The organism is Gordonia effusa NBRC 100432 (genome assembly GCF_000241305.1).
In the GTDB taxonomy this organism is placed as follows: Bacteria; Actinomycetota; Actinomycetes; order Mycobacteriales; family Mycobacteriaceae; genus Gordonia; species Gordonia effusa.
Genome location: NZ_BAEH01000076.1, coordinates 21546 through 36308, shown reverse-complemented (window position 1 = coordinate 36308; position 14763 = coordinate 21546). Strand labels below are relative to the sequence as shown.

At 64.0% G+C, this 14763-nt stretch carries 15 protein-coding genes; 2 read left to right on the top strand and 13 right to left on the bottom strand.

What is annotated here, in order from left to right; translation table 11 throughout:
- Positions 1-294 precede the first annotated feature (294 nt).
- The 8 genes from GOEFS_RS13805 to hpt all read right to left on the bottom strand — a co-directional run bounded on the left by GOEFS_RS13805 (position 295) and on the right by hpt (position 7539).
- Positions 295-1242 (bottom strand): DUF6779 domain-containing protein, encoded by a 948-nt coding sequence (locus GOEFS_RS13805; protein ID WP_040525145.1) that lies wholly within the window; start codon positions 1240-1242, stop codon positions 295-297.
- 64 nt (positions 1243-1306) lie between these two features.
- Positions 1307-1789 carry a DUF3180 domain-containing protein gene (locus GOEFS_RS13800; protein ID WP_050949909.1) on the bottom strand — a complete coding sequence of 161 codons (483 nt, stop codon included), beginning with the start codon at positions 1787-1789 and terminating at the stop codon, positions 1307-1309.
- A 38-nt stretch (positions 1790-1827) separates the two neighbouring features.
- On the bottom strand, positions 1828-2346 hold the full coding sequence (folK, locus tag GOEFS_RS13795; protein ID WP_007318541.1) for a 2-amino-4-hydroxy-6-hydroxymethyldihydropteridine diphosphokinase: 519 nt from the start codon (positions 2344-2346) through the stop codon (positions 1828-1830).
- Positions 2343-2729 carry a dihydroneopterin aldolase gene (gene folB, locus GOEFS_RS13790; RefSeq protein WP_007318540.1) on the bottom strand — a complete coding sequence of 129 codons (387 nt, stop codon included), beginning with the start codon at positions 2727-2729 and terminating at the stop codon, positions 2343-2345. The genes folK and folB overlap by 4 nt, the downstream gene beginning before the upstream one ends.
- Positions 2730-2732: 3 nt before the next feature.
- Entirely contained in the window at positions 2733-3602 is an 870-nt protein-coding gene (folP, locus tag GOEFS_RS13785; RefSeq protein ID WP_007318539.1) for a dihydropteroate synthase, read from the bottom strand.
- 2 nt (positions 3603-3604) lie between these two features.
- Complete coding sequence (gene folE, locus GOEFS_RS13780; protein ID WP_007318538.1) at positions 3605-4222, bottom strand: GTP cyclohydrolase I FolE; 618 nt, start codon at positions 4220-4222, stop codon at positions 3605-3607.
- Positions 4209-6797, bottom strand: coding sequence for an ATP-dependent zinc metalloprotease FtsH (gene ftsH / locus GOEFS_RS13775; protein ID WP_007318537.1), 2589 nt, complete (start codon positions 6795-6797; stop codon positions 4209-4211). Before ftsH ends, folE begins: the two co-directional genes overlap by 14 nt.
- Positions 6798-6972: 175 nt before the next feature.
- Entirely contained in the window at positions 6973-7539 is a 567-nt protein-coding gene (hpt, locus tag GOEFS_RS13770; RefSeq protein WP_040525142.1) for a hypoxanthine phosphoribosyltransferase, read from the bottom strand.
- Positions 7540-7700: 161 nt separating this feature from the next.
- Between hpt and GOEFS_RS13765 the strand changes: the two genes are divergently transcribed.
- Entirely contained in the window at positions 7701-8351 is a 651-nt protein-coding gene (locus GOEFS_RS13765) for a DUF8020 domain-containing protein (protein WP_007318535.1), read from the top strand.
- Between the two features lie 75 nt (positions 8352-8426).
- Here the strand turns inward: GOEFS_RS13765 and tilS are convergent, their stop codons facing one another.
- From tilS to dacB, 3 genes are read right to left on the bottom strand one after another with little or no spacing between them, the layout of a single operon-like run.
- Positions 8427-9374, bottom strand: coding sequence for a tRNA lysidine(34) synthetase TilS (gene tilS, locus GOEFS_RS13760; protein WP_007318534.1), 948 nt, complete (start codon positions 9372-9374; stop codon positions 8427-8429).
- Positions 9353-10450 carry an Rv3626c family coenzyme F420 biosynthesis-associated protein gene (locus GOEFS_RS13755; RefSeq protein WP_007318533.1) on the bottom strand — a complete coding sequence of 366 codons (1098 nt, stop codon included), beginning with the start codon at positions 10448-10450 and terminating at the stop codon, positions 9353-9355. The genes tilS and GOEFS_RS13755 overlap by 22 nt, the downstream gene beginning before the upstream one ends.
- Positions 10447-11814 carry a D-alanyl-D-alanine carboxypeptidase/D-alanyl-D-alanine endopeptidase gene (gene dacB, locus GOEFS_RS13750; protein WP_007318532.1) on the bottom strand — a complete coding sequence of 456 codons (1368 nt, stop codon included), beginning with the start codon at positions 11812-11814 and terminating at the stop codon, positions 10447-10449. The genes GOEFS_RS13755 and dacB overlap by 4 nt, the downstream gene beginning before the upstream one ends.
- 95 nt (positions 11815-11909) lie before the next feature.
- Here dacB and GOEFS_RS13745 point away from each other — a divergent pair, with 95 nt between their 5' ends.
- Positions 11910-12398, top strand: coding sequence for an inorganic diphosphatase (locus GOEFS_RS13745; protein ID WP_007318531.1), 489 nt, complete (start codon positions 11910-11912; stop codon positions 12396-12398).
- 140 nt (positions 12399-12538) lie between these two features.
- Here GOEFS_RS13745 and GOEFS_RS13740 read toward each other — a convergent pair whose 3' ends face one another.
- Together GOEFS_RS13740 and GOEFS_RS13735 are read right to left on the bottom strand one after the other, a co-directional pair.
- A complete protein-coding gene (locus tag GOEFS_RS13740) occupies positions 12539-14221 on the bottom strand; it encodes an MDR family MFS transporter (RefSeq protein ID WP_007318530.1) in 1683 nt (560 codons plus the stop codon).
- Positions 14218-14688, bottom strand: a complete 471-nt coding sequence (locus tag GOEFS_RS13735) for a MarR family winged helix-turn-helix transcriptional regulator (protein ID WP_007318529.1) — start codon at positions 14686-14688, stop codon at positions 14218-14220. Before GOEFS_RS13735 ends, GOEFS_RS13740 begins: the two co-directional genes overlap by 4 nt.
- Between the last annotated feature and the right edge of the window lie 75 nt (positions 14689-14763).

Genomic DNA, 14763 nt, shown 5'->3' with positions numbered 1-14763 from the left:
AAGCTCGCACGACGGCACTCGACCAGCAGCGGGTGAGCCGGGCTCGCAAGCTCGGCGCCTGGCACTCGACCAGCAGCATCAGACGCCACCCACCTCCGATGGTCGAGTGCCGTTCGGCGAGCTCGCGAGACGAACGGTGTATCGAGACCACGCACGACAAAAGGCCAACTCAGCCAGCGACAGCGGTCGCCCAGGTACGTCGACTCCCCCAGTCTCGATACACCGGCGGGCTCGCAAGCTCGCACGACGGCACTCGACCAGCAGTACTCGACTATCGGGCCACCGGCGAAAGGACTAATCCTCTTTGCGCCGACGTCCGGCTGGGGATGATGACTGCTGCAGCTGGCTCAGCAGCTGGGAGAACGGGACGCCCGCACCATCATCGTGCCGGCCGACCGAGTCTTCGAGTTCGGCCTCCGCGTCCGCGGCCGAGGCCTCCGGCTCGGTCTGCCACGCATCGGTTGGCGCGTCCTCGGTGAACTGCGGCTCGTTGGGATCGACCTGCTCATACGCCGAATACGCCTGGGCGAACGGATGCGGTTCGGGCTCGGGGTTAACCTGCTCGAACTGAGTGCTGATGATCTCGTCATCATCGGTGACCACCGGGATTATCTCGGTCATGTCGTTGGCGTCCGCGCGCGGAATGTCGTAGCGCGGACTGTCCGACGGTTGGTGACGGCCATCGGCCGTCGCGGGCGCGGTCGACGCGAAGTCGTGCGCCGCCCTCACCCGATCATCGGGCTCGTAAAGATTAGTACCGATCCCCGACGCCAACTCGCGCAACTTCTCATTCGGCAACGCGACACGATCTTCGGGCAGCGGCTCACCGATCAGAACTTCCAGACTGGCTCGCAACGCGGCGACCTGAGCTTGCAACTCAAGTAATTCGTGGCCCGACTCCGCCGCGACTTCTTTGCGGATGGTCGTCTCGACGTCGAGCTCGTACTGACGGCGAGCAGTAATCTCCCGCTCGAGTTGCAATTCGTAGACCAATCGCAGATCGCGACTCTTGGCCTCGGCGGTATCTGCTTGCCGACGAAATTTGGTTACCAGAATCGCTCCGATGACAGCTGCCCACAAGGCCGCGATGACGGCGATCGATGCCGCAACAGTCAATTTGTCAACGAAGACCATCAGGACGCTCGCCACCAGGGCGAGCAGGATCAGCAGGCCCAGCAACCACTGGGAGACCGATCGCGAGGACCGGCGAGTTTCTGCGGAACGGCCGCTCGATGACGCCATGATCGAGAAGATACCTTTCCGCGAAGTAAATATGGGCGAAGGCGACCGGAGAGTTGCGAATTCGTCAGGCTGATCCGGGGTGTTCGCCGAGTATGTCCGGAGTTGGATCGTCGGGAGCGCGGCAGCAATACTCCAACCACAGTGCCGCACCGACCAATAGCGCCGCACCGATGAGTGCAACGATGACCGAGGGCTTGTCGTGATCGGCTTGCGCCAAGTCATTCTGCTCTAGCAGGAATACCAGCATCCCCGCCCACATGCCGACCATGATGGCTCCGAGAATGGCAGATGCCTTGGCTAGAGCCACGATCCGCGCGGCAGTCAACGGATGTAGCTGTCCGCGGGCGCGCCCGACCTGCCGGGCACTGACTCGCGAACGAACGATCAGCGCGACGACAACCTCAACGGCGGCAAGGACATACAGCGCGATACCCGCGAGCAGTGGGATCGATGGGAGGTCGCCGTAGTTGTAGCCGACCAGCACCCAACTGGCGATGCCGACAATGGCGGCGACGGCGGCGAGGTCACGAAATCTGGTGGGGCCCATGCCCTGCTCGTCATCATCGGGTCGCCCGTGTTGCTGTGTCACCAGTCCCCATCCAGTTCTCCGAGTCGCCGCACCCCGGCGAGTTCGGCGGAATCAATCTGCGCGACAAGCGCATCCACACGTTCGATCCCCGAGCTCGTGTGCAGTACCGCGTCCGGATCGACGTCGAGCCAGGGCACCAACACGAACGCGCGCTGGTCGGCGCGCGGATGCGGGAGAATCAAGGTGGGATCATCATTCCGCACGACGATGCCATCGGAATCCTCGACACTGATCACATCCACGTCGAGAGTTCTTGGGCCCCAACGTATTTCCCGTTCCCGCTGCGCCGCTCGCTCCAGTTCCGCACCGGCCGTCAGCCACGACCGCACAGAGCGCGAGCCTTCGGCGATCAGGGTGATGTTGTAGAAGTCATCCTGTTCGACGCCGCCCCACGGCGCCGTCGAGTAGACCGGCGACACGGCGATCACTTCGCCGGCGAAACCCGCCACGACACTGCGCAGATGCGCACGCCGGTCACCGACGTTGCTGCCAACCGACAGAACCGCTCGACTCATCGATCGACCTTGGCCGCCATCGACTTTCGGGACCGTCGAGTCACCACCAGCACGTCGTCGAAGGTCAGCGGAATCGGCGCGGACGGTTTGTGGACCGTCACCTCGACGGCAGCGAGTCGCTCGTCTGCCATCAACGTCTCGGCGATTTCGGCGCCGACCGTCTCGATGAGATTACGCGGCTCGCCGGAAACGATGTCATGCACCCGCTGAGCCACCACCCCGTAGTCGACGGTGTCGGCGAGGTCGTCGGATTGTGCCGCACGCGCCAGATCCAGCCAGAGCGTCGCGTCGATCAGAAAGTCTTGACCTTCGGCCCGCTCATGGTCGAAGACGCCGTGAAATCCGCGAACTCGTAAGCCGCGCAGTTCAATTCGGTCGGTCATCAGCTACTCCCCTCGTCCCGCCTGGCCGCGACGCCAAGCGTCGGCAACGGCGATAGCATCTCGGCTCGCCGCCACGTCGTGTACCCGCACGCCCCATGCGCCAGCGGCGGCGGCCAGTGCCGAAATGGCCGCGGTGGCCACCTCACGTCCGGCCGGTGGCCGCTCGACTCCGTCGACCGCCAGCAACGAACCAAGGAATCGTTTACGCGATGCCCCGACCAGGATTGGGAAACCCAACCCGACCAATGTTGGCAATGCGTGCAGCAACGCCCAATTGTGATCGGCGTCCTTCGCGAAACCTAGGCCCGGGTCGAGGATGATGTTGTCGGGGTCGACACCGGCCGACACCGCGGTGTCGACCTGTCTCAGCAATTCGCCACTCACCTCGGCGACGACGTCGCGGTAACCGTCGGACACCGCGACGCGATGAGTGAAGTCGGCCGGCGAAAACGGCCCTCCCCCACCACGTCCCGAGTCAGACAGCGGCCGCCAATGCATCAATATCCACGGCACCCCGGCGTCGGCGACCACATGCGCCATCCGAGCGTCGGCCCGTCCACCGGACACGTCGTTGACAAGTCGCGCGCCAGCGGCGATCGCAGCCTGGGCAACCGATGCGCGCATGGTGTCGACGGAAATCGTGACGCCTTCGGCGGACAGTTGCTCGATAACCGGCACCACTCTCGACGCCTCGAGACCGGCGTCGATCCGGTGCGCGCCGGGACGCGTCGACTCACCGCCGACATCGACGATGTCGGCGCCGGCGGTCGCCAATTGCCGGCCGTGGTCGACCGCGGCATCGACACTGAGATAGCGCCCACCGTCGGAGAATGAATCGGCGGTCACATTGAGGACTCCGAGTAGGCGGGTCATCGCTAGCGGGTAATGAGGTCGAGTGCCTCGCCGCGAGAAACCGCGCTGGTCTTGAACAGACCGCGCACCGCCGACGTCGTAGTGCGGGCACCCGGCTTACGAATACCGCGCATAGCCATACACAGGTGCTCAGCCTCGATGACGACGATCACGCCACGCGGATCCAGTTTGCGCACAATGGCATCGGCGATCTGCGAGGTGAGCCGCTCCTGCACCTGCGGCCGTTTGGCGTAGAGATCAACGAGCCGCGCCAACTTGGACAGCCCAGTCACCCGACCGGATGTACCCGGTATGTAGCCGACGTGGGCCACCCCGTGGAATGACACCAAGTGATGCTCACAGGTGGAATAGAGCGGGATGTCTTTGACGAGGACCAGTTCATCGTGGTTCTCATCGAAGGTCGTCGCGAGTACTTCGTCGGGGTCGGTGTAGAGCCCGGCGAAAACCTCGCGATAGGCGTTGGCGACGCGAGTTGGCGTGCGCTGCAAGCCTTCTCGATCAGGATCCTCGCCGACCGCGATCAATAGTTCGCGGACCGCGGCCTCAGCCCGCGCCTGGTCGAACTCGGCAGGTTCGCGGCGATCGGACTGCCCCACGACGGTCTCCTCACTGATCGTCATCGCGCCCCTTCGCCTCGGGTGTTCCATTCGCCGAGCCGTTGGGAGACTTAGGCGGCCAACCGGGCGCCGACCAGTCGGCAGGAGCGCCATAATCGGGTCGCGAACCCGCCTGCCCCGGCGGCTGCTCCGCTGGTTGTTGCGGTTGCCCATACTGCGGAGGCTGACCATTGGGCTGGCCCGGATACGGCGGTTGCCCCGGATAATTGGGCCCGCTCGCTCCGCTCCCGGCGCCCGGATAATTGGGCCCGCTCGCTCCGCTCCCGGCGCCCGGATAAGGCTGCGTCGGGTACGGCTGGGGCGGATAAGGCTGCCCCGGATGCTGTTGCTGACCCGGGTAATTGGGCCCGCTCGCTCCGCTCCCGGCGCCCGGGTAATTGGGCCCGCTCGCTCCGTTCCCGGCGCCCGGGTAATTGGGCCCGCTCGCTCCGTTCCCGGCGCCCGGATATGGCTGGGTCGGGTACGGCTGTGGTGGGTAAGGCTGCGGTGGATACGGCTGCCCCGGATGCTGTTGCTGGCCGGGATAATTGGCTCCGCTCCCGGCGCCCGGATAATTGGGCTGCGGCGCGTAGCCAGGTGCGTAATTCGGCGTCTGCGCGGAGACGGGTTCGGCCTTCGGCTCAGGCTCCGGCGGCCACGGTTCGCCGCGCTCGATCGCCAACTCACCCGGAGTCTTCACCGGCGGCTTGTCGCTGGGGATACGTGTACCAAATTCGTTGAATTCGGTTATGCGAGGACGCTTTTCGACATCAGAGAAGATCTTCTCCAGATCTTTACGCGTGAGTGTCTCGCGCTCCAGAAGTTCGGTCGCGAGTATGTCGAGGGTGTCGCGGTACTCGTTGAGGATCGCCCATGCCTCGGTATGGGCGGCCTCGATGAGGCGGCGAACCTCGTCGTCGATCTCGCGGGCGACGTCAGCCGAATAGTCCGACTGCGTGCCCATCGAACGGCCGAGGAACGGATCACCCTGCTCTTGTCCGTAACGCACCGCGCCGAGCTTGGCACTCATACCGTATTCGGTGACCATCGCGCGGGCGATCTTGGTGGCCTGATCGATATCCGACGAGGCACCCGTGGTCGGCTCGCTGAAGACCAGCTCCTCGGCGGCACGGCCACCCATGGCCATCACCAGCCGGGCGATCATTTCCGAGCGAGTCATCACGTCTTTGTCTTGCTCGGGAACCGCCAGAGCGTGGCCACCGGTACGACCGCGGGCCAAGATGGTGACCTTGTAGATCGGGTCGAGATCGGGCATTGCCCAGGCAGCCAACGTGTGACCACCCTCATGGTAGGCAACCACTTTTCGCTCATGCTCGCTGATGACGCGACTCTTCCGCCGCGGACCGCCGATGACCCGGTCGACGGCCTCTTCGAGGGCTTCACCGGAGATCACCGTCTTATTCTCGCGGGCGGTCAGCAACGCCGCCTCGTTGAGGACATTCTCCAGATCGGCGCCGGACATACCGGGGGTACGTTTGGCCAGGCCATCGAGGTCGGCGTCGGGAGCGATCGGCTTACCCTTCGCGTGAACATTCAAGATGGCCTTACGCCCGGCCATATCGGGATTACCCACCGGAATCTGCCGGTCAAAGCGACCAGGGCGCAGCAACGCCGGGTCTAGGATGTCGGGACGGTTGGTCGCGGCGATCAAAATAACGCCGGACCGCTCGCCGAAGCCGTCCATCTCGACGAGCAACTGGTTCAGAGTCTGTTCGCGTTCGTCGTGACCGCCACCGAGCCCGGCGCCGCGCTGGCGTCCGACGGCATCGATCTCGTCGACGAAGATGATGCACGGACTATTGGCCTTAGCCTGCTCGAACAGGTCACGAACGCGCGATGCGCCAACGCCGACAAACATTTCGACGAAATCCGAACCGGAAATGGTGAAGAACGGCACGCCGGCCTCACCGGCGACGGCCCGCGCCAGCAACGTCTTACCCGTTCCCGGCGGCCCGTAGAGCAGCACACCCTTCGGGATATTCGCGCCGAGCGCCTGGTACCGCGACGGGTTCTGCAGGAAATCCTTGATCTCGTACAGCTCTTCGACTGCCTCGTCGGCACCGGCGACGTCGGCGAAGGTCGTCTTCGGCATGTCTTTGGTGAGCTGCTTGGCGCGTGATTTGCCGAAGCCCATCACGCCGCCCTTGCCACCACCCTGCATGCGGCTCATCACAAATATGAACAGACCGAGCAGCAGGAGCATCGGCAATAGGAAGACCAGCAACTGCCCGAAGATCGAATCCTGGCTCACATTCGTCTGATAGCCAGCGCCGGTCGCGTCGATGCGGTCGAAGACTTCACGCGCGCTCGCGGCCGGATACTGCGTGGTGATCTTGTCGGCTTTCTCGCCCTTGTTATTGACGACGGCCGGCTCTTTCAGGCTGATGCGCAGGCGCTGCTCTCGGTCGTCGATCTGCACGAATTCGACATTGCTCTTGGTGTTGAGCTGCGTGAGCGCGACATAGGTGTCGACTGTCTTGTATTCCCGGTTGGAGTCGCGCATCGCGCTCCAGCCCCAGATGGCCAAGATAATCAGGAGCACAATCGCCAGATTGCGGAAGACTGTCTTTCGATTCATTCGCGCTGGTGCGGCGCCCACGAGGTTCGTGAGACGCCATCGTCCTTCCCATTTACTTGCTCTTTAGGCTACTCGTAACGCCGCTGGGAATTCCCTGGAGGCCAGTCAGCTCACTCGCACGAGATCGCACAATCAGTTCGTATAACGCCGAGCACTGACCAATCGTTCCCTCCGATCAGTCGGTGTATACCGAGGGATTGAGGCGGCCGATGTAAGGGAGATCGCGGTAGCGCTCGGCATAGTCGAGGCCGTATCCGACGACGAACTCGTTGGGAATGTCAAAACCGATGTCGTTGACGTCGAGGGTCGCGCGTACGGCGTCGGGTTTGCGGAGCAGCGTGCAGATGTTGAGCGACCTCGGTGATCTGGTGGCCAGGTTCTTCAGCAGCCAGCTCAGGGTGAGGCCGGAGTCGATGATGTCTTCGACGATCAGCACGTCGCGGTCGGCGATGTCACGGTCGAGGTCTTTGAGGATGCGCACCACACCCGACGACGAGGTCGACGAGCCATAACTCGACACGGCCATGAATTCGAGTTGCGACGGAATCGGAAGTGCACGGGCGAAGTCGGTCATGAACATGATCGCGCCCTTGAGTACACCGATGAGCACCAGGTCATCGGGGGCGTCGCGGTAGCGGGCGGCCACCGACTCAGCCAGCTCCTTGGTCCGGTTACGAATTTGCTCTTCGGTGATCAGAATCGCTTCGATGTCGTCGCCGTACGGGTTCTCGTGGCTGCTCACGGTCCTTAGCTTGTCACGTCCGCATCGATGCGCGAAACGCGGCTTCTGCAACGGCTCGTTCAGCCTAGAAAATGGTTAGCAAACCATTCATCCGATCCCGCCTCGTCGGCTATCTCTATAGGAGATCTTTAGCTCTGCCCAACTCTCAGGAATCGAGCTTTATGAAACTTCTCGTCGCCATCGTCTGCACACTCACAATTATCACCGGGGCACATGTCGGCGCCGGTAGCGCCGAAGCAGCCGGAAACGGACCCGTCCACTACCGGATCTCCGCGGTCGGACACACCGTACGAATCACTGTGACCGACGGTTCGATTACCGTTTCGCGTCACTCGTTGTCATTGCGCAGCCGGGCCGGCAAGGAACGGTCACGCATCCCACTTACGTTCCAGCTCAACGGTATTCGCTATCGCCTGGCCGCAACCACCACCCCACGGTCGGCAATTTTGACACCGATCGTCGGCCGCTCCGTCCGACCGGCTGCGGCGAATGATGATCGCCTTGCCACCCCGCGCACCAGGGAGGAACGCGACCGGGTTGCGCTCGCGTTGTTCAACGAACAAGTCAGCGCCGCCATGACCGTCTCGTCGATCCTCGGCATGGCGCTGGGTGCCATCGTCGGCGGTGTCACCGGCTGCGTTCTAGGCCTGCCGATATTCGGTGTCGGCTGCATACCCGGATTCATCGGCGGCGTAACGGTCGGCTCGATCATCGGCACGCTCGCCGGTGGCGGTGGCGGTCTCATCGTCTTCGGCCTCCAATACTGGCGAACCATCAACTCGCCGTTCACGCCTCCCAAGACGGCGAACTGATTCTGGAACCGGTCCCCGTGGGTCGGGCAGATGCTCTTCGGGCGTTTGTCACGCTCGCGGGGACCGGTTCAGCTACTACCGCCCGATCCGATCAGTCGTCAGCATCCCGGCCCGCCGGACGACCACCAGCCGGTGAGTCTCGTTGCCCCCGATGGCAACTGGCCCCTGGCCACGCCACCGCATCACCAGTGCATCGGCCGCGTCGACGACACGTGCCGTCGGTTCGGTCGCCCCGACATCGGTCAGCCAGCGATGCAGCACCCGACGCCGAAGCGAAGGATGTTGCGCGGCAACGGTTTCCGCGCACAACACGCCATCGACCACACTGTCCGAATACGCTTGGGCCGCCAACTGCTCGAGGAGATCGACGTCATCGCGCAGGACGTCGGCGGTACGGGCCAACGCGGCGACCACGCCGCCGGACAGAACGTCATCGAGTACAGGAAGTACTTCCCGCCGGACCCGCACGCGCGTGAACCGCGGGTTGTCGTTATGCGGATCGCGGTGCGGCGTAAGGCCCCATTGCTGGCAGGCGGCGTGGGTCGTCGCTCGAGTGACGCCCAGTAGTGGACGTCCCCACGGAGCACGCCACCGAGCCATCCCCGCGATCGAGCGAGGGCCCGACCCTCGCGCGAGTCCGAGCAGCACCGTCTCGGCCTGGTCGTCGACGGTATGCCCGATCAACACCGACCTATCCCCGCGCGCCGCCTCCAGCGCACCGTACCGAGCATCGCGGGCGGCGGCCTCCAGACCGCCGGCGCCGTCGACGGTTACCGTCAGCACCTCCGCCGACGCGCCCAGATCCCGAGCGTATTGCGCTGCCGCGCAAGCAGTTTGGGAGGACCCTGGCTGCAACTGATGGTCAACGACCAGCGCGTGCACCGCCAGGCCCGCAGCGACCGCACCCGCGGTCAACGCTAGCGAATCCGGCCCGCCCGACAACGCGACACACACTCGCCGGTCGGGCAAATACTCAGCCGCGAAATCCGCGACCGCCTTTGTTACAGCACGCGTTTGATCCATTTGGCCGGTTCGTCGATCTCGTCGGGCAGCGGCATCGTCGACTCATTGGTCCAGATAGCGTTGAACGGTTCCATCCCGACGGTGCCGACGACCTCATCGACGAATGCCTTGCCACGGATGTACTGCGCCATCTTGGCATCCATTCCGATGAGCGCACGAATGATGCGCTGCACGGGATTTCGCGGTCCGGTGCGGCGGGCATCGAATGCCGCTCGGATCGACGCGACCGTCGGAACCTGCGCCGGACCGACAGCATCCATCACGTGATCGGCGTGACCTTCGAGCAGGGTGCCCAACATCATCATGCGGCTGAACGCCTCGTATTGTTCGGGGCTCTGCAACAACTGCATCGCACCGATCACGCCCTTCTCGCGAGGCTTGTCCGAGCGCAGCGCCGACGTTATCCGCGTGACGAGTTCGCTTGCGGTTTCACCACTTTCGCTCGTCAGGGTTGAGACGTTGTCGATCATGTACTGGCGCAACCACGGGTTGGCTGAGAACTGAACTCGGTGGGTCACCTCGTGCAAACACACCCAGAGCCGAAAGTCCGACGGCACCACCTTGAGGGCGCGTTCGACGGCGATGATGTTGGGAGTCACCAACATCAACACACCAGCATCACCGGTGTCGGGGTCGGGGGTGAACGGATCGTACTGACCGAGGATCGCTCCGGACAGGAATGCCAGTAAGCCACCGGCTTGTACACCACTGACCTTGCCCGCCACGGTTCCGCCGATCCCGGACTTACCGGGCCGCTTCGCCGACTCCGGCGCCTCGCCCGCTCCAAGCATCGACTGCATCGACTGGGCCGCGGCGTCGATCCACTGTCCACGTTCGAGAATCCGCGCCGCCGGCACACGCAGCCCGTCGGCCAGCTTGGTCACCTCCCGGACCGGGCCTTCGGCGCGGACCGCGGCGTCGGCGAGTTCGGCGCGCGCTTGTTCGGCCGTGTAGTCGGTGACGCGTGGGCCGGGACGAGCGAGGCGCCGGCCGGTCGTCGCCGCCAGTCTCCAGTCGATGCGATCACCGATACTCACCGTGGGGGTATCGGACTCGGGACTATTCACTTCGGTCATCGGCATCCACATTCTCGGAGGGCACCGGCCACCGCGTCGAGCGCCGGGCGGGCGTCGGCGGGCGAGGTGCCGTTGGACATCAACGCGAACGACAGCACTCGGCCGTCGACGGTCAACACTGTGCCTGTCAACGAACTGACGCCCGTCAATGTTCCGGTCTTCGCACGGACCCAGCCGGCCCCCTCGGTGAGCTTGGGGTCGAAACGGTCAGCGAGCGTGCCGGTTCCGCCCGCGATCGGCAAACCGTCGAGCATCGGTCGCAGCTTGGGCTGAGCAGTTCCAGCTGTGCCGGACATCAACTTGTCCAGCAACGCAGCCGGGACTCGATTCGCGTAGGACAGACCCGACGTGTCGTGCAGCGTCACACCGGTGAGGTCGAAGCCCTTGGTCTCCAGGGTCTGCCGGACGGCTTGCGCACCGCCTTCGAGCGACGCCTCACCGCCGGTAACCTGCGACAGTTCTATCGACAACGCTTCGGCGAGGACGTTGTCGCTGTAGCGCATCATGTCGTTGACCCGAGTGACCAGCGGCGCGGAGGTCACCTTCGCCACGACTTTCGCTCCAGCGTCGGCGGATTCGATCGTCACCTTGGAATCCACACCCAGTGCCTCGGCGAGCGCCTGGCCCGCGGTGATTGCCGGGTCGTCGACGCGCGGGGAGAACTCGTCGAGCGGTTTGATCCGCCCGGCGTCGGCCATCAGCGGTTCGATCGGCGTGATGTCGCCGCCAGCGATATCGCGGCGATCCCAGGTGGAGTCCATCGTCGGGCCGGTATATGCGCCGGTGTCCACGGCGACCGATGTCACGGTGATACCGGCATCGCGGATCTGCTTGGCCAGCGAAGCAATCCGAGGAGCATCGGTGAAGAACGTATCCGCGCCGGTCGGTTGCGACGACAACGTCGGGTCACCGGCACCGACCAGGATCACCTGGCCATCGGCCCCGGCCACCACCTTCGTCGTGAGGCGCTTGTCGTGCGGTACGCCCAACAGCACGGCTGCCGCGGTGAGGACTTTCGTATTCGACGCCGGGATGAGCGGCTGGTTGGGATTGCGCGACCACAGCGTGGTGCCGGTCAGTGGATCGGTCACCTCGCCGGTCAGCTTGCCCAATGCGGGGGCCGCGGCGACCTTGGCCAGCGCCCTGCGCACCCCCGACGGCGTCGGTTCGGGCGCATCGGGTGACACCGCGTGGATTGTCGGCGACGCGGCGATGAGCGCGGGCCGGGCGGGAGTGCCCGGCGGAATGTCGGGGCCGGCATTGAGCTGTCGCACAACCACGACCGAGGCCACCGCGATGATCGCCACGATGACTACGGACGTGAGGACCCACAACGTGATCCGAGTGCCTTTTCGAGCGCTCACACAACCTCCGCAATCTCGCACATGAGTCCAACAGTATCGTTGAGGCGATTCATACGCCCCGCCCACACATCGGCAGAGTAAGTAGGAGAACGACCGTGGCATTCGACGTCATCATCGAAATCCCCAAAGGCGCACGTAATAAGTACGAGGTTGACCACGAAACCGGTCGCGTTTTTCTCGACCGCTACCTGTACACCGCCTTCGGATATCCCGCTGACTACGGCTTTATCGACAACACCCTCGGCGAGGACGGCGACCCGCTCGACGCGCTGGTCCTGCTGCCCGAGTCGGTCTACCCCGGTGTGACCGTCAAGGCACGCGCGGTCGGCATGTACACCATGACCGACGAAGCCGGCGGCGACGACAAACTGCTGTGCGTTCCGGCCAAGGACGTCCGTTGGGATCACATCCAGGACATCTCCGACGTCAGCGAATTCGAGCTCAAGGCGATCAGCCACTTCTTCGAGCACTACAAGGACCTCGAGCCGGGTAAAGAGGTCACCCCGGGCGGCTGGGTCGGCAAAGAGCAGGCCGAGAAGGTACTGGCCGAGGCCATCGAGCGGCTGAAGACCCAGGGCCACTAGCCCCCACCTTTTCCGCAAACCCCACCTTTTCCGCAAACCCCACTCGCGCGGACGTTCCCGACCCGTTTTTCGAGTCGGGAACGTCCTGCCGGGTGGGGTTTGCTGGCGGGCCGAGCGGGCCGAGCGAGCGGGCCGGAGCGCTAGTCCAGCATCTCCTCGGCTTCCGCCGCGCTCTCCTTCGCGTGACGCAGCGGCAGCTCCTTCCACGTCACCGTCGCGAGCACCGCCAGCAGCGATGTGATCGACACGATCAGGAACACGTAGTCCATCGAATCGGCGAAACCGTCTTTGATCGGGTTGGCGATCGCGTCGGGCAGTTTCTCGATGATCGACGTGTCATCCATAACGCTGCTGGTGTCACCACCGCCCTGCCCCTGGGCCTTGGCGAGGAGCGCCTTTCCGAACGCCTGCACCTGCGGGTCGGGGCTCTGCGCCGCCTGCACCACGGCGGCTCGAAACTCAGGCGTCGACGCCGCCTCGGTGGTCGACGTCGCGATATTGGGTCCCATCGTCGAGAACAGCAGCGAGAAGAACACCGCAACGCCGAGCGTGCCGCCCATCTGCCGGAAGAAGGTCGCGGTACCCGTCGACATTCCCATGTCACGCGGCGGCAGGATGTTCTGCATCGCGAGCGTGATCGGCTGCATCAGGTTGCCCAGACCGAAACCAAGACCGAACGCGGCCAGCATCACCAACCCGGTCGACGTCGCATTGCTGACCAGATGCAGCAGGAAGGTCATCGCGGTAATCATGATCGACCCGAGGATGGTGAAGACCTTGTAGCGCCCGGTCCGCGAGATCATCTGTCCCGACGCCACCGAACCGATCATCAGTCCGAGCACCATCGGCAACATCTGCAAACCGGCCACCATCGGCGACGACCCGCGCAATACCTGGAAATACTGCGGCAGCATCGAAATGCCGCCGAACATCACCATGCCGACAATCACTGACACAACGATGCCCTGCGCGAACACTCGGTTCTTAAATACTCGCAGCGGGATCAGTGCGTCGTCGCCCATCCGGTGTTCGACGGCGACAAAGGCGGCGACGCCGACCGCTCCGATGACGTAACAAAGCCACGACGTCCCCGACGTCCAGCCCCACTTGTAACCCTGCTCGGCGACGATCAGCAGCGGCGCGACCGCGACGGCGAGCGCTGCCGCACCCCAATAGTCGGTGCGTTGACTCTTGTTCTTCTCCTGGTTGTAGTTCAGCACCCGGTACACAACGAAGAGCGCCACGATGCCGATCGGCACGTTGACCAGGAACACCCAGCGCCAGCCCGATACCCACAGGATCGACGCCTGGCCGGCGAATAGCCCACCGAGCACCGGCCCGAGGACACTCGACGTTCCGAATACGGCCAGGAAGTAGCCCTGGTACTTGGCGCGTTCACGTGGCGGCACGATATCGCCAATTGTGGTGAGCGCCAACGTAAATAGGCCACCGGCGCCGAGTCCCTGCAGCGCGCGGAATGCCGCGAGCTGATACATCGACGTCGCCAGACTGCACAGCAGCGACCCGACGATAAAGATCGAGATGGCCACCATGAAGAACGGCTTACGGCCGTAGATGTCGGAGAGTTTGCCGTAGAGCGGTGTGACGATGGTCGAGGTCACCAGGTACGCGGTGGTGACCCACGCCTGCATCGAGTAGCCCTGGAGGTCGTCGGCGATGGTGCGGATCGCCGTCGAAACGATCGTCTGATCCAGCGCGGCGAGGAACATACCCATCATCAGCCCGCCCAGGATGGTGAGGATCTGACGATGTGTCAGACCCGCTCCCGCCTGTTCGGTCGTAGTCGACGATTCAGTTGTCATGTGGCACTTCCCTTTTCAATGCTGACAAATTCTTCCGCGGCGTCAACGAACCGCGTGAGTAGAGCGACGAGGGTTTCCAACTCGGCGCCGGTCCAGCCGTCAAGCAACGTGTACAACCGCGAACGGCGATGGGCGCGAACCTCTTCCGCACGTGCCATCCCCGCTTCGGTGGCGACCAGCAACGTGGCCCGGCCATCGTCGGGGTCGGCTTCTCGGCGGATATAGCCCAGCTCGACCAGCGAGGCGACATGCCGACTGACCGTCGACGGATCGGTGACCATGATTTCGGCGAGACGACTCGTTCGCATCGGTGCACCCGCGAGATGAAATAGACATTTGTAGGCGGCCGTTTCCAGAGCGCCATCCTCGGTGCGCAGCGTCATCTGCGCGGCGCGCTCCCGGAGCCGGACATATTTCGACAGCACGCCGAATAACTCGTCAATGGTGGCGTCATCGAGGTTCTGCACCGCATCCTCCTCGACACGTAGTTGCTTGGGGTCCCCAACTAGTTGGCGTCCGCAAGTATGCGCCGAGATTGACCG